This is a genomic window from Leptolyngbya boryana PCC 6306, from assembly GCF_000353285.1.
GTDB classification, from domain to species: Bacteria; Cyanobacteriota; Cyanobacteriia; order Leptolyngbyales; family Leptolyngbyaceae; genus Leptolyngbya; species Leptolyngbya boryana.
The window spans coordinates 4,252,549-4,272,677 of sequence record NZ_KB731324.1 but is presented as its reverse complement, the minus strand read 5'-3'; the positions used below and the strand labels follow the sequence as shown (position 1 = coordinate 4,272,677).

At 46.4% G+C, this 20,129-nt stretch carries 16 protein-coding genes; 6 read left to right on the top strand and 10 right to left on the bottom strand.

Annotated features, from left to right (window positions below; translation table 11 throughout):
• Nucleotides 1–42 precede the first annotated feature (42 nt).
• The 4 genes from LEPBO_RS0121300 to LEPBO_RS0121285 all read right to left on the bottom strand — a co-directional run bounded on the left by LEPBO_RS0121300 (nucleotide 43) and on the right by LEPBO_RS0121285 (nucleotide 3,911).
• Nucleotides 43–636, bottom strand: coding sequence for an ATP-dependent Clp protease proteolytic subunit (locus tag LEPBO_RS0121300; RefSeq protein WP_017289602.1), 594 nt, complete (start codon nucleotides 634–636; stop codon nucleotides 43–45).
• Nucleotides 637–656: 20 nt separating this feature from the next.
• Nucleotides 657–1,283, bottom strand: coding sequence for an ATP-dependent Clp protease proteolytic subunit (locus tag LEPBO_RS37805; protein ID WP_036044782.1), 627 nt, complete (start codon nucleotides 1,281–1,283; stop codon nucleotides 657–659).
• Between the two features lie 85 nt (nucleotides 1,284–1,368).
• Nucleotides 1,369–2,055: an ATP-dependent Clp protease proteolytic subunit gene (locus tag LEPBO_RS0121290; protein WP_017289600.1), complete on the bottom strand. Its 687-nt coding sequence runs from the start codon at nucleotides 2,053–2,055 to the stop codon at nucleotides 1,369–1,371.
• 284 nt (nucleotides 2,056–2,339) lie between these two features.
• Nucleotides 2,340–3,911, bottom strand: coding sequence for a bifunctional pantoate--beta-alanine ligase/(d)CMP kinase (locus tag LEPBO_RS0121285; RefSeq protein ID WP_017289599.1), 1,572 nt, complete (start codon nucleotides 3,909–3,911; stop codon nucleotides 2,340–2,342).
• A gap of 149 nt (nucleotides 3,912–4,060) precedes the next feature.
• On the opposite strand from LEPBO_RS0121285, the gene LEPBO_RS0121280 reads away from it, so the two are divergent.
• Complete coding sequence (locus LEPBO_RS0121280; protein WP_017289598.1) at nucleotides 4,061–4,651, top strand: transcriptional regulator; 591 nt, start codon at nucleotides 4,061–4,063, stop codon at nucleotides 4,649–4,651.
• A gap of 5 nt (nucleotides 4,652–4,656) precedes the next feature.
• On the opposite strand, the gene LEPBO_RS0121275 is transcribed toward LEPBO_RS0121280, so the two are convergent.
• Both LEPBO_RS0121275 and LEPBO_RS0121270 read right to left on the bottom strand, forming a co-directional pair.
• The gene (locus LEPBO_RS0121275; protein WP_225903965.1) at nucleotides 4,657–5,130 is read right to left on the bottom strand and encodes a VOC family protein; all 474 of its coding nucleotides are present in this window, start codon (nucleotides 5,128–5,130) and stop codon (nucleotides 4,657–4,659) included.
• 36 nt (nucleotides 5,131–5,166) lie between these two features.
• Complete coding sequence (locus tag LEPBO_RS0121270) at nucleotides 5,167–7,329, bottom strand: AAA family ATPase (protein ID WP_026148805.1); 2,163 nt, start codon at nucleotides 7,327–7,329, stop codon at nucleotides 5,167–5,169.
• A gap of 712 nt (nucleotides 7,330–8,041) precedes the next feature.
• Between LEPBO_RS0121270 and LEPBO_RS0121260 the strand changes: the two genes are divergently transcribed.
• Together LEPBO_RS0121260 and LEPBO_RS0121255 are read left to right on the top strand one after the other, a co-directional pair.
• Nucleotides 8,042–10,270: a SulP family inorganic anion transporter gene (locus LEPBO_RS0121260; RefSeq protein ID WP_017289594.1), complete on the top strand. Its 2,229-nt coding sequence runs from the start codon at nucleotides 8,042–8,044 to the stop codon at nucleotides 10,268–10,270.
• Nucleotides 10,271–10,310: 40 nt separating this feature from the next.
• Nucleotides 10,311–11,792 carry a phenylacetate--CoA ligase family protein gene (locus LEPBO_RS0121255; RefSeq protein ID WP_017289593.1) on the top strand — a complete coding sequence of 494 codons (1,482 nt, stop codon included), beginning with the start codon at nucleotides 10,311–10,313 and terminating at the stop codon, nucleotides 11,790–11,792.
• Here LEPBO_RS0121255 and LEPBO_RS0121250 read toward each other — a convergent pair.
• Complete coding sequence (locus tag LEPBO_RS0121250) at nucleotides 11,768–12,382, bottom strand: esterase/lipase family protein (RefSeq protein ID WP_017289592.1); 615 nt, start codon at nucleotides 12,380–12,382, stop codon at nucleotides 11,768–11,770. The two genes, LEPBO_RS0121255 and LEPBO_RS0121250, sit on opposite strands and share 25 nt — an antisense overlap.
• Before the next feature lie 93 nt (nucleotides 12,383–12,475).
• On the opposite strand from LEPBO_RS0121250, the gene LEPBO_RS0121245 reads away from it, so the two are divergent.
• The gene (locus tag LEPBO_RS0121245) at nucleotides 12,476–13,330 is read left to right on the top strand and encodes a lysophospholipid acyltransferase family protein (RefSeq protein WP_017289591.1); all 855 of its coding nucleotides are present in this window, start codon (nucleotides 12,476–12,478) and stop codon (nucleotides 13,328–13,330) included.
• A 45-nt stretch (nucleotides 13,331–13,375) separates the two neighbouring features.
• Here the strand turns inward: LEPBO_RS0121245 and LEPBO_RS0121240 are convergent, their stop codons facing one another.
• The 3 genes from LEPBO_RS0121240 to LEPBO_RS0121225 form a co-directional block, all read right to left on the bottom strand.
• A complete protein-coding gene (locus LEPBO_RS0121240; protein ID WP_017289590.1) occupies nucleotides 13,376–13,708 on the bottom strand; it encodes a XisI protein in 333 nt (110 codons plus the stop codon).
• A 308-nt stretch (nucleotides 13,709–14,016) separates the two neighbouring features.
• Nucleotides 14,017–16,008, bottom strand: a complete 1,992-nt coding sequence (locus LEPBO_RS40235; RefSeq protein WP_017289588.1) for an NACHT domain-containing protein — start codon at nucleotides 16,006–16,008, stop codon at nucleotides 14,017–14,019.
• Nucleotides 16,009–16,116: 108 nt separating this feature from the next.
• Entirely contained in the window at nucleotides 16,117–16,497 is a 381-nt protein-coding gene (locus LEPBO_RS0121225; RefSeq protein ID WP_144056245.1) for a cytochrome c-type biogenesis protein, read from the bottom strand.
• Nucleotides 16,498–16,781: 284 nt separating this feature from the next.
• Here LEPBO_RS0121225 and LEPBO_RS0121220 point away from each other — a divergent pair, with 284 nt between their 5' ends.
• Nucleotides 16,782–19,313, top strand: coding sequence for a sigma 54-interacting transcriptional regulator (locus tag LEPBO_RS0121220; RefSeq protein ID WP_017289586.1), 2,532 nt, complete (start codon nucleotides 16,782–16,784; stop codon nucleotides 19,311–19,313).
• Nucleotides 19,314–19,474: 161 nt separating this feature from the next.
• Nucleotides 19,475–20,122: a hypothetical protein gene (locus LEPBO_RS0121215; RefSeq protein ID WP_017289585.1), complete on the top strand. Its 648-nt coding sequence runs from the start codon at nucleotides 19,475–19,477 to the stop codon at nucleotides 20,120–20,122.
• The last annotated feature ends 7 nt before the right edge of the window (nucleotides 20,123–20,129 follow it).

Genomic DNA, 20,129 nt, shown 5'->3' with positions numbered 1-20,129 from the left:
CTCTAGCGAACAAAATTTGCTAGAGCACACTGCAAATCATCATTAAACGGTTTCGATCACGCGATCGATTAATCCATATTCTTTTGCTTCAGCAGCAGACATGAAATAATCGCGATCGGTATCCCGCTCAATCTTCTCCAGCGGTTGACCTGTACGCTCAGCCAGCATTTCATTCAGTTGCCGACGCATCCGAATGATTTCTCTCGCTTCGATTTCGATGTCGGTTGCCTGCTGACGACCGGTTCCCCCTAACGGCTGGTGAATCATGATCCGGGTGTGCGGTAGTGCAACCCGTTTGCCTTTGCTGCCAGCGGCAAGTAAGAATGCACCCATTGAGGCTGCTAGACCCACACAAATGGTGATCACTTCAGATTTGATGTGCTGCATGGTGTCGTAGATCGCCATCCCTGCTGTGACAGAGCCACCGGGGGAATTGATATACAACTGAATCGGTTTCGTCGGATCTTCAGAGTCGAGGTAGAGCATGATCGCCACGATTTGGTTAGCGATATTGTCATCTACGTCTTGGCTCAAGAAAATGATGCGCTCTAAGCTTAAGCGCTGATAGATATCGATCCATTGCTCATAGGAGCTACCTGGCAAACGATACGGGACTTTGGGAGTTCCAATTGGCATAGGACAGTCTCTTTTGTTAATTAAACTAAAGCGGGAATTTGCTTGGGTAACTCTTTGGGGCTTTCTAGGACTCGATCGATGAGTCCGTAGTCTTTTGCTTCTTGAGCAGTGAGGTAGAATCTGCGATCGAGATCTTTGGTCAGTTTCTCAACTGATTGCCCCGTATTCATCGAGAGAATTTCGAGGAACGTTGCGCGATCGGCAAGTACCTTTTTCGCATCCACTTGAATGTCTGTGGCTTGACCGCGCGATCGCCCGTATTGCGGAGACAGCACAATTTCAGCGTTCGGCAAACTCAGCCTTGAGCCTTTTGTACCGGACGACAATAACAAGACGGCGCTACTCGCTGCCATTCCCATACAAATCGTATGAACGGGTGCTTTGATGTATTGCATCGTGTCGTAAATTGCCATACTCGCCGCGAGCGACGAGACTCCTCCAAAGGCTTCACCAGGAGAGTTGATGTAGAGATAAATGGGTTTGGTTGCGTCTTCTGAATTGAGATACAGCAAGAGTGCAACGATCCCATTAGCGTTGTTGTCGTCGATTTCGTCATCGAGGAAAATGATTCGCTCGAATGCCATGCGGGTGTAAATGTCCACCCACTGCACCATTTGACTGCCGGGGAGGCGGTAAGGAACTTGCATAGGGCAAAAGAAGTAGAAGGTGGGAGTGGGGAGTGGGGGGAGTGGGGAATCCGTTTAAATTCTCCCCATTCCCCTATTCCTCGAATTATGTCAAGGCAGCAACAGGTTTGGGTAATTCCTTGGTGCTTTCGAGAACCCGATCGATTAGCCCATATTCTTTTGCTTCTTGCGGAGTTAGATAGAAGGTGCGATCGGTGTCTTTGATGATTTTCTCGATCGACTGTCCGGTGTTCTTAGAAAGAATGTCCAGGATTGCCGCGCGGTTGTCGAGGACTTCTTTTGCTCGAATTTGAATATCTGTCGCTTGTCCGCGTGTGCCCGATTTGGGTTGATTGAGCACGATCGTGGCATGAGGAAGACTAGCTCGGAAGCCTTTGGTTCCGGCAGAGAGAATCATTGCCGCCGTTCCGACTGCTTGACCGATGCAGATCGTGTGAACGGGAGGTTTGATGTAATTAATCGTGTCACAGACTGCAAACGCTTCGGTTTCAAACCCAATCGTTTCTCCTTGCCACGAGGTTCCGGTGGAATTGATATAGAAGAAGATCGGTTTTTCGGGATCGTCGAATTGCAGATATAAGAGTTGTGCGATGATCAGACGAGTGTAGTCTTGGTTGGGGTTTCTGCGATATTCATCGATCGAGTGCAGAGGTCCACCGAGATATACAATGCGCTCTTTCAGCATCAAAGATGCGAGGTCTGGAGGGGGCGTGCGATAAGACGCATCGCCATAGTAAGTCGAGGACTGAACAGCCTTAATCGGTGATTCCATAGCAGCTTGCCTGAAACAATTGCCTAAAGTGGCGGTTTATTCATGGTAGCGCGTGAGACGAGGAATAATGCAGTCACCGGAGGATGGGAATCCCGAAATCGCTGAAAGTTCCCGAAATTGCTGAAAGTTAACGAGACGAAGAGACGCTAAGTGTAAAACAGGTTTGCGCCCGTAGTTTGTTCGAGCATAGAAGATTCAGAATCATTCTGCAAAAAATTCCCTCTACTTTGTCTGGCAAATTCTGCGGCAGAGAAAGTAGAGGGAATGCCATTAGATTTCTAACATTAGATTTCTAAGGAGTCTAAGCTGAGAGAAGCAGTTTTCTCTTGATACAGGCTGACGATCGTATTCAGCACATCCGCTACACTCATTGCATCGGATTGAATCTCGATCGCATCTGATGCCTTTCTCAAAGGTGAAATTGTGCGAGTGCTATCTTTGCGATCGCGCTCAAAAATCGCCTGCTCTAAATCTGCGAGATTCGCCGCAGGTTGACCCATACTTTTGAGATCAAGCTGTCTGCGTCGCGCCCGTTCCTGAATTGAAGCTGTCAGATAAATTTTGACTTCTGCATCTGGAAAAACATGCGTTCCGATGTCACGCCCATCTACTACGATGCCGCCGCGCCGACCATAACTTTGCTGCTGTTTGACCAATGCCTCACGCACGGCTGCCTGCGCCGCGATCGTCGAAACATGCGCCGTCACTTCCGGAGTCCGAATTGCTTGGGTTACATCCTGTCCATTCACCAATACAACTGGAATTGCCGTATCGGTTTGAAAATCGATCTCACACTGATGCGCCAACTCAGCAACGGCTGGCTCATCGCGCAAATCGACTCCAGCTTCGAGTACAAACCAGGTTAACGCCCGATACATTGCGCCTGTATCGAGATAAAACAGTCCCAATTGTTTCGCTACGCTGCGTGCTACGGTCGATTTGCCTGCACCTGCTGGTCCATCGATCGCAATAATAGGACGACGATCGCGCAAGATTGTGTTGTCGATCAGGCGGGTCGAACCCAGGCGCGCCGCCAATGCAAGCAAGCCCTCATCAGTTACGGTGTCTAAAGATTTCAGCGTCATCGGATCTACAAGTTCGATATACTCCGGTTGCAGTGACGGGACTTTTTCGAGTTCCTGTTTAACTGCCTGCACTAAGGTAGCACTTACACGCTCCCCAGATCGAAATAGTTTTTCAGCTTGTGACAATCCTCGATAAAGCGCACTTGCCTTTATTCTTTCTTCATCACTAAGATATTGGTTCCGGGAACTCAGCGCTAAACCGCTTGGTTCACGGACAATCGGGCAAGGCACGATCGTAACGGGCAGATTCAAATCTCGAACGACTTGTTGAAGAATGGCAAGCTGTTGGGCATCTTTCTGACCAAAATAAGCGCGATCGGGCTGAACTAAATTAAAGAATTTTGTCACAATTGTCGCCACCCCTTCAAAGTGCCCAGGACGCACGACCCCACATAAACCGGACATCATTTCAGCCGGGGGTTGAACCCGAGTTTGAATCGGGGGAACTGTCGCCATTTCAGCGACAGTAGGAGCAAAGATGACATCGACTCCAGCTTGTTCGCACAAAGCGCGATCGCGCTCCAGAGTTCGAGGATACCGTCCAAAGTCTTCGTTCACGCCAAACTGCAATGGATTGACGAAAATGCTGACAACAACGATTTGATTTTCTTGACGTGCGCGCTCAATTAAGCTCAGATGCCCGGTGTGGAGTGCACCCATTGTGGGGACGAACCCGATCGTCGATTCTGCTGAATCCGTCGCCACGGGCTGTTTTTTCTGTACCGATTTTAGATAGCACCGCAATCCCGCAACGGTCGTGAACAAGCGCACAAGTCCTCCTGAACTCTGTCGATGACAAATCTATTTAAGTTTAGTGAATCTCCGCACTTTTTCGCGAGCTTCTAAAAGTTTGCAAACACAAGGAGGAGAGCGACTTAAAATTTGCTAAAGTGTAAACCTTTCTTAGAATAGACCCCTCTATGTTATTGAACGAGAAGCAGCAGCGAATCTTGTCGATTATTGATGCCGGACATACAACAGGCGAGGGGATTGCAGATGAGATCGGGTCTTCGATGCAGATGATTCGCTATTACTTGGATACGCTGGCTGAAGATGGCTATCTCAAGGTGGCGAAGGTTTACGATAATGCGACACGCGAGTTTCAGGTGGTACGCGCGTATTTGACTGATAAAGGCAAGGCGGCACTGGTCAAGGTGGCTCCAGATGCAGTAGTGCAGACGATCGAGCAGACCGTAGCTCCGACCGCATCGAATGAGATGGAGTTGATTATTCAGGCGTTAGACCGAGTTCAGCCGATTGTGGAGGCGTTGCCGAGCGATCGAGCCGAGATTGCTTGTGTGTATCTAGAAGATTTGCAGAATGAGATGAAAGTGGCATACCGTCGAAAGCCACAGCGGATTAAGGCGTATTTTTTAGCGTTGTTGGGGACGGCATTGCCTGCGATTCAGCAAACAGGAAGGGCTGATGCCTTTGTTGAGGATGCACGATTTTTAGCAGATAAGTTCGGGGTAACGGTGAAGTTACCAGAGAATGTTGGGGATTTGAGTTGAGCGAGTTACGGTTGGCGATTGCAGCGAATTTCTAACATAAATCCATCGGGATCGTAAAAATAAATTCCGCGTCCGGTTGGGCGAGAAACAGGTCCGTGATCGATGAGCACGTTGTAATGATGGAGCACTTCAACGGCTCGATCGAATAATTCGGGCGCAATATCAAATGCAAAATGATTCATTCGAGTAAATTGCTGTTTCGGGTCAGAATCGGGTGGCGATAGTTCTGGCTCCCAAAATAAATCGATAATCGTTCCGTCGGGGGTTTTGAAATTGGCAATTTTTCCTGCTTCCACTTCCGCCTTTAACGTCTCAGGCACTTCTGCCCCGGTCAGTTCGTGCAGTCCTAAAACCGTGCCATAAAAATGCCGCGCGACTTGTAAATCTTTGACGTTCAACGCGAGATGATGAACTTCACGCAGACAGCCCGCTAGTGAAACGGTGGAAGGTTGAGGAGTAGAGAGCATAGCGAATTCCATTGCTTTTACTTTCGCTCTGATTCTATCAAACTCACATTAAGGGCGCTTTTTCGCTTGCAGCCATAAAGTGCTGCTTTTCCACTTCACCGTTTGATTGAGCAAGCGAGTTGAGAAAAGCTGTTGAATCTGCGCTACTTCCGCAGGCTTCAAGGATTGCGCTAAGTGTTCAGCATAGGTGAGTTGATCAGAACCGGATGTGAACCAGCGATCGAAAAGCGATCGCGATAAATACACTTCAGTTTGGGTCTGCTCAGTCTGCACTTCAACCTCAAACCCTGCTTGCTCAAAATTAGCTTGCAACGTTTCAATTGACCAATTCAGTTTTGGATCGTCTGGATTCAGATAAATTGCTTCTTCGGCTTGTTGCCAGCGATCGTATAGTTTCGGCTTCAACCAGAGTGGATCAGCAAGTTGATACAACCGTTGGGCAGCCCTTGGCATCGATTCTGCTAAAACAATTTGACCATGAGATTCAAGTAATGCAGACAAAGCTGCAATCGCGCTAACTTTATCCGATTCCGCATAGAGTGCATTGCGCCCGATGATGCGATCGAACTTCAGAGGTTGAGGTAACGCTTGAACGAGAATCGGGCGAGAGAGTTCGGGTAAGGATTGTATTTGTTCATTAAGAGCTGCGAACTCTTTTTCGGTTCCTACATGGCCATATACTCCTCCTTCAGGAACTTGGCGAACTGCCTCCCAAAGTAATAATCCACTGCCTGCATTCAAATCGAGAACGAGATGATGACGTTGAAGATGTGCTAGTGCAAAAATGCGATCGCGTACAGTTCCCAATCTTTCTCCAACTTGGCTCAGCGATCGAGCTAGCCATCGATCTAAGCTCGAATTCTTCGGACTCGTCGTCAGTCTTTCCCCGATTCCTTCAACTAAAGCTGCGAGTTGCGCTTCGCGATCGCGCTGGACTTTATCTCGAATCGTTGCTTCAAAGCCTTGATCTGAAGGTTGATAAAAGACTTGCCCTTGCAAGCTACTGGGTAAGTATTGCTGTGCGACCCAATGTTCGCGATATGAGTGTGGATAGAGATAGTTCGCACCATGTCCAAAGCCTTCTTTATCTCGATTCGGATCTCTCAAATGCAGAGGGACATCTGATTCGCGTTCTCGTTCTACTGCTGACAGTGCATCAAAGAAACCCATGACGCTATTCGATTTTGGCGCGTTTGCTAGATAGAGCGCTGCTTGAGCTAGGGGATAACGTCCTTCGGGCATTCCCACTCGATCGAATGCCTCTGCACAAGCATTGACTGTGACAACTGCATTCGGATCTGCTAAGCCCACATCTTCACTCGCTAAAATCAACATACGGCGCAAGATAAATCGCGGATCTTCTCCGGCATAAATCATTCGAGCTAACCAATACAGCGCAGCATCCGGATCAGAACCGCGCAAGCTTTTAATGAAAGCACTAATCGTATCGAAATGGGCATCGCCTTCTTTGTCGTAAAGCACGGCTCGTTGCTGAATGGATTCTTCAGCAATGGCAACCGTGATGTGAATGATACCTTGCTGATTCGGTGGGGTAGTTTCAACTGCAAGCTCTAAAGCATTGAGCAATGATCGAGCATCGCCATTCGCAATGTTAACCAGATGAGCGATCGCATCGGCATCTATCTGAATCTTCAGGCTTCCATATCCTCGCTCCGAATCGTGAAGGGTCTGTTCAACGACTTGCTTTAAATCTTCTGAATTCAACGGTTTTAGTTGAAAAAGACGCGATCGACTAACTAAAGCTTTATTCACCTCAAAATAGGGATTTTCGGTTGTTGCACCGATGAGGATAACTGTTCCATTTTCAACCCAAGGCAGCAATGCATCTTGCTGAGCTTTGTTGAATCGATGAACTTCATCAACGAATAAGATTGTGCGTTGATTGAAGGTTTTGCGCCGTTCTTGCGCAGTTGCAATGGCATCGCGAATATCTTTAATCCCGGCAAGAACAGCATTAATCGCAATAAAGTGAGCTTGCGTTGTGTTCGCAATAATTTGAGCAAGCGTTGTTTTTCCAGTTCCAGGAGGTCCGTAAAAAATCAGCGATGACAATTGATCAGCTTGAATTGCACGACGGAGTAAGCGTCCTTGACCCACGATCGCAGTTTGTCCAACAAATTCATCGATCGTTCTTGGACGCATTCTTGCAGCAAGCGGTGCGGCGGAATCACGCTGATCAAATAAGTTCACGAGTTCAAAGCCCTCACTACATTTTTTAACCAATGCAAACACAGGTTCTCTCAAGATTCAGTGTTGCAAACCCTGATCATAACGACATCAGGAGCGTTTGAAGTCGAAAACACAACATCAGCGAACAAATTCAAATTGTTCCCTGAGATACAATTAAACCCTTTAAAAGCAGATTTACTTTAGTAGGGTTTATATTCAAGGAAAATATACTTGTACTAAGTTCCTAAGCTCGACTTTATCCATTAGTCGCCAGGCTTTCGTGCGTAGTGATTGAGTTTTGCCTATTCTCTTAGACTTTTTGCCAGATCACTTTCGGCAATTCCAGAACCAGCAATCCGGCTTCATTCAACAGATAGTACGAAAGCATTGCTGTTTGATGATCCCGAGAATCAGCCCAGCAGTGAGACTTGCAATCACAGGTGTACCCTTGGCTTCCTGTTTTGAAGACGAAAGCATTGTTTGACCTCTTTCGCATTGGGCTAGAAATCGAGCAGTTGACAACTGACTAAGTTCAAGTTAGCCGATCGATTCCGTAGTAAATTGGAGGAAATAATGATGTTATGATCCTTCCACGACAACCAAATTGTAGAGTAGAGAGCAGTTGAAGACTAGTATTCATGGCTCAAACCCTTATAGATTGTGACGCTCAACAGTCTATTCGTCAGGAAGGCTTGACGAGCCTATCAAGTTCAGATCCTTCTCTCAGTTTGTCGTGAACTTTCAAGACAAAGCTTCTCTGATGATTTCTAAATACTTTAACCGCTCCGTCCAGTCGCCTGTTTTTCCGAACATTCTGGCAGGGCTAATTTCTGGGTTAGTGTGTGTTACGTATAGTCTATCCTTCGCAGCGCTGATTTTCTCTGGTAGTCTGAGCACTCATCTGTCTGCTGGCATTTATAGTGCTCTGATTAGTGCCACGATCGTTGGGATTGCGGTTGCGCTGAAGAGTTCTTTTACCTGCGCGATCGCAGGGCCAGATTCTAATACCTCTGCCATTCTCGCCCTGATGGCAAGCGCAATTGCATCTCAGTTAAGCAATGCACCCAGTCTTTTACCAACTGTCTGGACAATGCTGGTGATCAGTTCTATTGTGTCTGGTATTTTCTTAATCGGACTGAACTATTTACAGCTAGGACAATTTGTTCGCTTTATTCCTTACCCTGTGATTGGCGGATTCCTCGCTGGAGCGGGTTGGCTGATCATTCGCGGTGGATTTGTTGTCACGACTGGGATAGCTTTAGAATTTGAAAATTTTAGCGCCTTATTTCACTTGAGCCATTTGCTTCATTGGCTATCTGCTGCGGGATTTGCGCTGCTGCTCAAACTCGTTCTTAGTCGGTATAACCACTATCTTGTCGTTCCTGCATTTTTGCTTGCAGGATTTGTGCTGACCTATCTCGTGCTGGGAAGTATGGGAATTTCTTTAGAACAAGCAAGAGCTGAAGATTGGTTATTTTCAGCGTCCAGCATCAACCAGCAGGAGTCTTTTACTGGATTGCCGAGTGTGTTGCAGATTGATTGGCGGGTTTTGTGGAAGGAGATTCCCAGCCTACTCGCAATGATGTGCGTCCTGGCACTTTCAACACTGCTGAATGCTACAGGATTAGAACTCATCAGCCAACAAGACATTGATATCAATCGAGAACTGAAAACCTGTGGCGTTGCGAACTTAGCAGCCGGAATTGGAGGCGGAATGGTCGGCTTTCTGTCTTTTAATCGCAGTGTTTTGAATCGTTCTGCCGGGGCGACTGGTCGATTATCAGGCATCGTTGCTAGCCTGTTTTGCGCTGCATTTCTGTTTTTAGGAACTGAGGTGATTGCCTTTGTTCCGAAGCCACTGTTGGGAGGACTCCTGTTCTATATTGGTCTCAACTCCTTGATTGAATGGCTCTACAACGCTCGGAAGAGATTACCGACGATCGAGTACACGCTGATTATCTTGATTTTGGTGATTATTGCTGGATCAGGTTTTCTGCAAGGAGTCGGGGCTGGACTTGTGATTGCCTGTCTCATCTTTGCTGTGAACTATAGCCGTACGCCTTTAATCCATTCTGAGATGTTTGGCAACAATCGCCCTAGTAATTTTGAGAGATCGTTTCAACAACAGCGAATTCTGCGTCAGCAAGGGCAGCAAATTTATATCTTATGTCTTCGCGGATATATCTTTTTTGGCACATCGAATACATTCCTCAACCATGTGCGAGATGTCTTGGCACGCGCGAAAACGCCCATTCGTTATCTCGTCTTTGATTTTCACCTGATTAATGGATTGGATTCATCTGCTGTTTCTAGCTTTGTCAAACTCCGCCGCTTTGCCCAGCAACAAGATTTACATTTAGTCTTTACGCATCTTCCGCCTGAACTTGAGCGGCAATTCATTCAGAATGATTGTTTGAAAGTCGAAGATGATCCGATCTGTCGTCGATTTCCTGACCTCGATCGAGGAATTGAGTGGTGCGAAGAACAGATTCTCAAAGCAATTCAATTGAGAAGAAGGCGATTTCTGCCTCTGACTCTGCAAATCCCAGAGCTTTTGATGCTTTCAAAGGAAGAGACTCGGCAATTTATGAGCTATCTTGAGCCACTTCAGATCCCAGAAAATCACATCTTATTTACCCCAGGAGCAGCAGCAGACACGCTGTATTTTTTAGAGAATGGTCAGATGAGCCTCTTGAGCCAGTCTACCTCTGGAGAACCTAAACGGGTGCGGACTTTGAGTTCTGGTACGGTGCTAGGAGAAGTTGAGTTTTATCAAGATAGTGTTCGCTTGGTGAGCGCGATCGCAGATAAAGGAAGCAGTCTATATTGTCTTTCCAAACAAAACTTACAAGCGATGCAGAAAAATCATCCTCAGCTAGCGGCTGCATTCCACCAATTCATTGCTCATCTTTTGGCAGAGCGTCTATTTTCATCGACCCATTCCAATGTTGAGCAACAGTAGCGATTCAATCTTACCTATGGACTCTTCACCATCACAATCAATGCTTTCCTCGCTTCAATCCTTTCTCACAACTCCGCTGAGCGATCGGCTTCGCTCGACTCCAGGCGAAGCAGAAACAGAGGTTGTTCGGCTGTTTCAGACGGTTGCAGCTCATGTCCCGGCTTATCGATCGTTTTTGCAAGAACACAACATCGATTCAGCATCGATTCAAACTTTTGCTGATTTTCAGACCCTTCCACTCACAACTAAATCTTCTTACCTCAAACGTTATTCACTGGCTCAACTTTGCCGCAATGGCAAGTTAGAAGCTTGTGATATGATTGCAATCTCTTCTGGCTCAACTGGACAGCCGAGCTTTTTTCCTCGATCGCTCTCAGATGAATTTCAAATTGCTACTCGATTTGAACAGATTTTTCACGATAGCTTTCAAGCCGATCAGAAACGTACACTCGCGATCGTATGTTTTGCGCTAGGAACTTGGGTCGGAGGAATGTTTACTGCAAGCTGCTGTCGGCATGTTGCAAGTAAAGGCTATCCAATCACCGTGATTACTCCTGGCAATCAAAAGGCTGAGATTTTTCGAGTGCTAGAAGCATTAGCACCAGAATTTGAGCAAGTTGTTTTACTCGGATACCCGCCCTTTCTCAAAGATGTGATTGATAGTGGTATTGCTCAGGGGATTCCTTGGCAGAACTATCACATCAAATGGGTATCGGCGGGGGAAGTGTTTAGTGAAGCTTGGCGATCGCTGGTTGGGCAACGGATTGGCTCGACGAATATTAACTATGATTCTGCGAGCTTGTATGGAACTGCGGATGCAGGTGTGCTAGGAAATGAAACGCCTTTGAGTATTTGTATTCGTCGCTGGCTAGCAGACCATCCCGATGCTGCTCGCGAATTGTTTGGGGAATCTCGTTTACCGACTTTAGCTCAGTATGATCCGTTGAGCCGATTTTTTGAAGTCCAAGATGGAACATTGTTGTTTTCTGGCGATAGTGGACTGCCGCTGATTCGCTACCACATTGCAGATAATGGAGGAGTGCTCACATACGAGCAAATGATCGAGTTTCTCGCAGCACAAGGATTTGATCCGATTCAGGAACTTCAAGGCGATCGAGGCGTGCACCCTCTCCCATTTGTCTATGTCTTTGGTCGATCGGCATTTACTGTGTCTTACTTTGGAGCAAATGTCTATCCGGAAAATGTCAGTGTCGGACTCGAACAATCTCCGATTTGTGACTGGGTCACTGGTAAGTTTGTCATGCAAGTAAAAGAGGATGACGATCGTAATTCTATTTTCTCGATCGTCGTAGAGCTAGCACCCAACGTTAGTGCAAGTGAAGAGAAGCAGCAAGCGATCGCGATCGCAATTTTGCAGCAGTTACAACGGCTGAATAGTGAATTTGCGAACTATGTTCCTCAAGCCTATCAACTTCCTCAAATCACCCTAAAAACAACAGGTGATCCAGAGTATTTTCCTCCCGGTGTGAAGCATCGTTATACACGCCCATCGAATGCTTGAACCACGGTTTCTTGAATGCGTTGATCGTTCATCATAAACGTGTGATACACCGGGAAAGTAATCACGCGATCGCGGCTCGACAGATAAGTTTCATTCAATGCCACAATGCCATCGTTCACATCTGTTCCAAAGGGACTCCATGCTCCTCTAAGACCGCTGGTTCCGGCAATGATGGTATAGGACGACGTGAGCGGAGGCAATTTGTCAAAAAAGGCTGGATCTGCGAGATTTGCGCCACACTGACCTGTCCACCATTGAAACAGAGGAATCTGATTCGCGAAGGTTGCGAGCCGAGGCTGACGATTGGGAGTTCCGAGCATCACAATCTGTTTGGGCAACGCTGAGCGGATTTTTCCCAATGCCGATCGCGTTAACAATCCACCGAGCGAGTGCGCGACAATTCCGTAAGGTTCTCGATCTGCGATCGTCTCTAACCGCGATCGCAGACGTTCCACGATTTGATCATAGGATTCTAGAACAGCAGCGTAAGCAAACTGTTCTGTTGTCCATCCCGCTTGTTGTAACCGCCGTTCTAAAGTGAATAGAGAAAACGGGCTGCGAGACAGCCCATGAATCAAAAGTAGTTTCATCTCAATTGAGGTTTCAATTTCTTACAAGCGACCTAATGGTTTATCCTGCTCTCTAGGATTATATTTGCTTCTCAACTCGTCGTAATCAGCAACATGGTTTTACAGTCCCATTCGTCTAGGGAACCCGGATGGTCATTAGATCTCCGTAATCCACAAGTCATTCAATCGCTCGTCCCGATATTTGGATGGTTTTACGAGCATTACTTTCGGGTTCAGACGAGCGGTTGGGAACTGATTCCCACTGAAGAGCCTGTTTTGATTGTCGGTTCGCACAATGGCGGCATGGCAGCACCAGACATGATCATGATGATGTATGACTGGTTTCAACGATTTGGCTACGATCGCCGAATTTATGGATTGATGCACCCGCAGATGTGGAACGTATTACCGCCACCTTTGACAAAATTAGCGGCTGAAGTGGGTGCGGTTCAGGCTCATCCTAAGATGGCGATCGCGGCTTTGCGGAGTGGTGCGAATGTGCTGGTCTATCCGGGTGGCCCGTATGATGTTTTTCGTCCACATCGATTACGCGATCGTATTTGTTTAGAGGAGAACCGAGCATTTATTAAGCTTGCTTTGCGGGAGAAGGTGGCGATCGTTCCTGCGATTTCTTGGGGTGCTCACGATACGCTAATTGTTCTCGAAGATTACTATGCGCTTGTGAAACAACTGCATCGTTGGGGAATGCCTTGGCTGTTTGGGATTGATCCGATCGTGTTTCCGATTTATCTGGGATTGCCTTGGGGTTTAGCGATCGGCCCACTGCCGAACATTCCTTTTCCAATACAGATTCATACTCAAGTTTGCGCTCCGATTCGATTTGAACGATATGGACGAGATGCTGCAAACGATCACGCTTATGTGGAAGCGTGTTATCAGCAGGTGCGTCTGCAAATGCAAAAGGATCTCGATCATTTAATCAAATCGACGACTCCAACACATCGTTAAGCGATCGCTTAACTCTGAATCCATAGCAACACTTTGAAGCGATGATTAGCTGACAGCGTAGTCGGTAAATTGACGGCGAAAAGGCGATTGAAACCCGAGAACAATATCCGTTTTCGGCACACCTCGATCAACGAGTTCTTGCCCAAGGTCGATCTCAGTTCCATTGTATTGAATCCAAACTTTTTCATCTTTGAGATCAAGATGCATCACACACCCGTAGATCCGGCCGCGATTTGACCAACCTACATTCACAACTTGATAGTGATCCCGTTGAGTGTCAAAGATACATTGAGAATCAACTTCTGCATCGGAACGTCGATCGCTGTATTCAGTCAGAATTGTTTGGACGATTTCTCGATATTGGGTTAGTTTATCCATTGGCAAATCTCCTCTTGCTCATCATAGATCAGCAATCTCAATTGCATTCTTTGAATCACTTTCTGGATGAAAGGAGTTGGCGCTATCGATTGAAAAGATTTTACAGTTCAGCGATCGTACAAGCCTTTCCCATTCTTTCTACGATCGACCATGAAATCGATCAATTCAGCTTTTAACGATCAGGCAACGCCCTCAAAATTTTCCGAATTATGGCTCTAATTTTCCGCAGCCCTCGCACGATGAACGGCGCTTTTTGCCAAAACGATAGAGTATCTCTTGTACGCTCTGCTCTCTCACTATAATCGTTGCTATACCTCTCTATCGTTCATCTTCCGCTGTTTGTTAAGTTGATTCGCTGCCCACCGTTGCATCTGCTCATCTGTATCATTAGTAGCCCGATCTCGAAGAAGAGCAACTACTTCAGGGTGATCAGAAAAGTGGTTTGACAACACTTTCATTGCAGCTTGACGAGGGCTATCTGTGTAATCAATTGATTCGTCTGAAAAGTCATCTGGATCGGTCATTGAATCAAATTCGTTTCTATAGACAATCTGAATAAGGTCATCGACAAACGTAGGTGCATATAACCAATATTTTTCCAGTCCAAGAATTGCCGCTACACAGTACTCTTGTAATCTATCGCCGTACATTGCTTCTCTTTTAAGCCATTCATAACCCACTAAGTTTCCTCGCGATGTGTAAGCGATCCTGTCGATCAAAGAGATACCCGTGTGAACAAGTCCATGAAGTGACTCAGACCCGAAACGTTCTACAACATTAGTAATACTGTCAAGGCTATCGAGAAGATTACCCAAAACAGAAGGAAGTTCATGACGATTCCGCATCTCGCTAATACAATCTGCTGCAAACAATAATTTATCGATTCCAACAACTCTTACCAAATAGTCATCAATATCAGTGAAGTTTTCATCCCAGTATTCTTCATCCTTCTCCCAAAGCTCATCACAAGAGCCTCTTTGGGCTTCCGCCAAATCTGTTAGATACTTGACAAATTCTCCTACAGCCTTTGAATCAATCAAGCTGCAAATCAACAACAAAACCTCATACCAAGCTTCGTCTTGCCAATGTTGCTGAAATATCTCATTTTGTAGCTGTTCAAGCGATAAGGTTCCTTGATTGAATTGTTTTGCAATCCCCAAAGCTGCAAAATATTCCTCAAACGTGCGATGTAAGAAAGCATGAACAGGCTTTCTCGGATTAGTGGCATCGACACCCGCTTTATTCAGCCAACCTAGCTTTAATGCCAAATAAAATAATGACTCACTATCTGATGGATCGCCTAAAAGCTGATTGGCAAGGTCATAGGATAACCAGAATTTACTCGATTTCGTCGTGATCGCTTCTAGCGCCAGATCACTCAATTTGGTAGTGAGTTGTTGATACTTTTCTAGAGGTATTTGAAGCTCACTCTGCTTCCAGGTATAAAAGTCTTCGACAAGTTGTGCGTACAAATCAGCCCTCGTTTCTGGAAGTTCACCCTCCCGAATATACCAATCCATACACAAGAGCGTAAGAAGCAAGGGATTTTGCACTAATTCCTGAATTCTTTCCCGCCCTGGTTCGCGTAATGCACTGCATAAGCGCTCGCTCCGTATCTTATCTGTGTTAGCGACGGTTGTAAACCATTTACCTATGAAGTCTTCAACTTGATGCGGGTAAGAAAGTTCTAGGGGACTATAGACATCGAAGCTATCCAAACGGCGAACCAAACTTTCCCAAACATTTACCCGACAAGTTAAGACAATTCGAGTTTCAGCGATCCAACCTCCAATTTGATCTGCGATCACCTGTAACGGAGAATTCGAGCCAACTGCCATTTCATCTACGCCATCTAACATCAACCAGGGTTTAGAGCTTTTAACCCATTCGACGAAGGCGTTTTCTTGCTCTAAGGAAGTGTTTGCAACCTGTAACCCGTTCTTGAGCCATTTCTTCAACAGAAATGTTTCTAGAGTTTGTCCCTCTAGTGCGGAAAGCGAAACCCAGATGGCAGGTTGCTGAACTTCTTGAATGATCCACTGTGCGATCTGTTGCAGCAACGTTGTCTTGCCTGCGCCTGGTTCTCCAATAAGTGCAATTCGCCGACCATTACTGGCTGGACTGTGTTTTTTTCGCAATACTTGCTCTAAAAACTGCTCATATTGAAAAGCTTGAGGTTGGATTGTTTTTTCTGGTACATCAGTAGACGGTTGCCGTCTGAAGGGCTTTTTATACTCTACTAAAGATAAAGGAATGTAAACTTCTCGTAAATCATGAGCGACCCCCTCATTTCTGATCAAAAAATTAGTCGTCAGCTTAAATTGCGTTGCTAATTGGGTTCGGGTAATTTCAAACCAGTCAATTTCTAACGGCGTTACTTTGTCGGAGCCGGAAGCCGACGAATGGAGTCAAAAAATATTTTCTTGCTTCGCAATTATCTGTGTTCCGTGAACTACATTCGCCGCTTTCTGCACAAACGAATTCACAATCTGCTGCGATTGCGGTTGAGCCTGCATTACCTCAATCACTGCACGAATCGCTGCTGCAATTTCCGTATCCTGTTGCGCTAATGTCTCCACTTCAACGATCGCGTCTTTATATTCTGGCGCTTCCTCGCCTGCCGCCAATGCTTTCGCTGCCCCTGGTCGCTTCTCCCACAGCAATTTTGCCAATTTTCCTCCCGCATCTAACGTTCCTTTTCCCAAAGTTTTACCCACTTCTTTGAACGTTTCGCTAAAAACTAGAGTCGCGATCGCTGCTGCTGTAAACGTCATCGGTTCCATGCTCATGATTCTGTGTAGGGGCTGTATCTTTTCTACTCCAAGAATGAAAGTTGTTCCAGAAATTATCAATGTTTCTGTAGAAAGTCCCAACATTGAGCGTAAAAGATAGAACGTTTTATCCTAAAGATTCAAATTTCCATCTCAAACACAGAGCGTTCTATGATCAACACTCAATCTTGTACCCGCTGTAAACAAATTTCTCATTTTCGGGCTGAACAGACATACTCCGGGTGAGAAGAAATGCGATCGTTCTATGATCAATCCTCTATCAACACACGCTAGAGGCAAAGATGGACGTTTCAGAGCGAGTGAACTGGCTAAAACTCAGCACGGAATTGGGAAGATTGAGTGAAAAAGCACTTTTAGCGATCGCACAATCGATCCAAGAACAAGAAATCCAAGAAAATCGCCGCATCGGACTTGAAGACACTCAGCCCGCCGCCCTTTACATTCTTTACAACGGGCATCTAGAGAGCTATCGCACTAGTAAAACCAGTGCTGCCAAAGCAACTAGCCTGCTTCCAGGCGCGATCGTCTATCTCAAAGAATTACTCTTAGATGAAGTCGCAGAAGAAACCGTCATTACACTGGACGATTGCACGATTTGGACAATTCCACGCGAGGAATTTATCGCGATCGCTCAACAATTTCCCGAACTAGGGCAAGCCATTTCGCGGCAATTGGCAACCCAACTCGAACAAGCCGAAGCAGAACTCGCATACGAGCGAGAAAAACAGATCGCATTGCGACCTTACCTTGTGCCGAAAGTAAAACGCGGCATTGTTGGCACAAGCCGATATGCAACCCGACTGCGACAGGAAATTAAAAAGGCATCCAGCGATCGCGGTTCGGTGCTGATTTTCGGAGAGCCGGGACTGGAAAAAGATAATTCAGCCGCATTGATTCATTTTGGTTCGAGCGATCGTAAAGAACCTTTGATCAAAATCAATTGCAACACCATGCAACCGAATGGGGCTGAGCTTTTTGGACGAGTGGGCAAACCTGGATTGCTCGATTGGATTGGGCGCGGCACACTCATGCTGAACAATCTCGAAGACATCTCACCCGAATTTGAAGAAAAGCTCGTACAACTGCTCAAAACCGGGCAATTTACCCCGATCGCGCGCGAAGGAGAACCCGAACCGGAACCGCGATCGTATGAAGCGCGGTTGATCATGACTTCAGAAAAAGTCCTGCCGCAACTTGAGAAATGCAAACTGATTACGCATGTGATCAAAGTCCCACCCTTGCGCGTCAGAAAATCAGACATTGCACTGCAAGCAGATTACTACCTGAGTTTACTAACAAAATCGCGAGGCATTGCAAAACCCAAAATTACTCCAGAAGCATTGCGCCGACTTCAAGGTTATGACTTTCCAGGCAATTATGTAGAGTTAGAAAACTTACTCAACCGAGCCATTACCCAAGCCGAAGGCAGAGAACTTACCGAAGAAGTCTTCTGGTCAGCCGGAGATAAAAATCGACGCTTTCGAGTCAACCTACTCAACGCTTATCCAAAGCTCCGCCAGTTTCTCAGAAGTTCTTGGTGGCCAGATCGGATTAACTATGGGTTTACTTTGGGATTGTTTGCAGTCGTAGTTGTTGTGCTATTTGCTGCTCCGCAAACGCGCGATCGCAACTTTGCTTTAAATCTGTTTTGGGCATGGTGGTGGATGCTGATTCTCATCTCCTTCCCCTTTGTCGGCAGGCTTTGGTGCGCAATCTGTCCATTTATGATTTATGGAGAACTCGCACAAAAAATCTCGCTCTGGCTCTTTCCCCGTAAGCTTCAACCTTGGGCAAGACAATCTGCCGAAAAGTGGGGGGGATGGTTTTTGTTCGGACTGTTCACCCTGATTTTGCTATGGGAAGAACTCTGGAACTTAGAAAACACAGCTTACTTATCTGGATGTCTATTACTTTTGATCACAGCCGGAGCCGTGATCTTTTCAGTGCTATTTGAGCGGCGATTTTGGTGTCGATATCTTTGCCCGATCGGTGGCATGAATGGTCTATTTGCAAAGCTTTCTATGATTGAACTCAGAGCGCAACAAGGCATCTGTTCCGCAACTTGCACAACTTACCAATGCTACAAAGGCGGTCCTCAAAAAGGCGAAGGCATGGAAACTGGAGGCTGTCCGATCTATTCACACCCCGCCCAACTGCAAGACAACAAAGACTGTGTATTGTGTATGACTTGCCTCAAAGCCTGTCCGCATCGATCTGTCGAACTTAACCTTCGTCCACCTGGAATCGAGCTATGGACAACACATCATCCGTCTTATTCGGAAGTGTGCTTACTATTTCTTCTCTTTGGAGCCGTTTTTTTACATCGCCTGCCTCAAGTTGAACAACTTTTCGGCATCAATCTACACTTAGACCACTTTGGGATTCATACGATCGTTTCAATGCTTGCTCTGATGTTTCCCGCAGCAATTTCACTGCTCTTTCACCAAATTCTGCGATTGTTAAATCGGCGATCTCGTCCCTTTCTCGAACTTGCTTATGGCTATCTGCCACTGGTTCTGGGCGTGAGTCTAGCGCATTACTTACATCTAGGTTTAACCGAAGCGGGACAAATTTTACCCGTCACCGCAGCAACTTTTGGAGGAAACGCAGAACTGATTGCAACATTACCGATCGCAGTTGCTCATCCTGCTGTGATTGAATTTTTACAAGCAGTAACACTCATTGGATCATTTTGGTGCAGCGTATTTTTAACCCAAAAGATTGCGCGACAACCCATTCAAAACTTACTGCCTCAACATTTTGCACTGGTGATTCTTGGTTCGGGATTGTGGAAGTTAATTATTGTTTCCTAGATCATTCTGACGGGATCATCTCTGATCGAATAAGACTATACAGTTTATGTCTTTAGATGGGTTGCGCGAGATCGCTGAATCGGGCATTATTAGCCAAATAAAGAAATTTTCTGTAGTACAATTTCAAACCGACTGTTGACGTTGAACGCAAGATACTCAATATGGGCAATCCATCCAACACCCTGAAATCTGTCACCCGCCCACACCCTGTGAGACAATCTGCACGTCAAAAAGCTGTGAAGCCGCCATCTACTGCAAAACGATCGACTTCTCGCTTCTTGCTGCACTTTGCCCAACGCCATCCCTTCATCTGCTTATTTGCAACTTGGGGTGCAATTCTGTACTTTGGCTGGCTTGCTGCTCGGGGACTGACCTACACCAATTCCGCTCCGCTTGAAACACCCAAACCTCAAGCCACTGCCAAAGCTCCACAAGCCAATTCGCACATCCCGACTCCTGCCAGCTCATTTGGACTATTAGCGATCGTCGCGGGCAGTTGCGCCTTGACTTCCGTCGTGCTGGCGAAGCAGTTGCGACCTGTGAAATCAAGCCCTAAAACCCCGGCAAGGTCTGTCGTCATTCAACCGAAACCTGTAAAATTGCGCGAAATGACCAGTTCACGCCGACCTCGAATGCCGATTCCGCAAGCGAATCTCCCAACGCCTCCAACTCGACAAGCCGCAGCAACTGCGAAAGCAACGTTCAAGCGATCGACTCCTCCACCTATCCATCTTTCTGAACAAGAGAATGCATTGGAAATGCAAGATCCCAGCTTGGCAGAAATGTTGGATATCCGTCGGCAAGCGTAATGCGGTT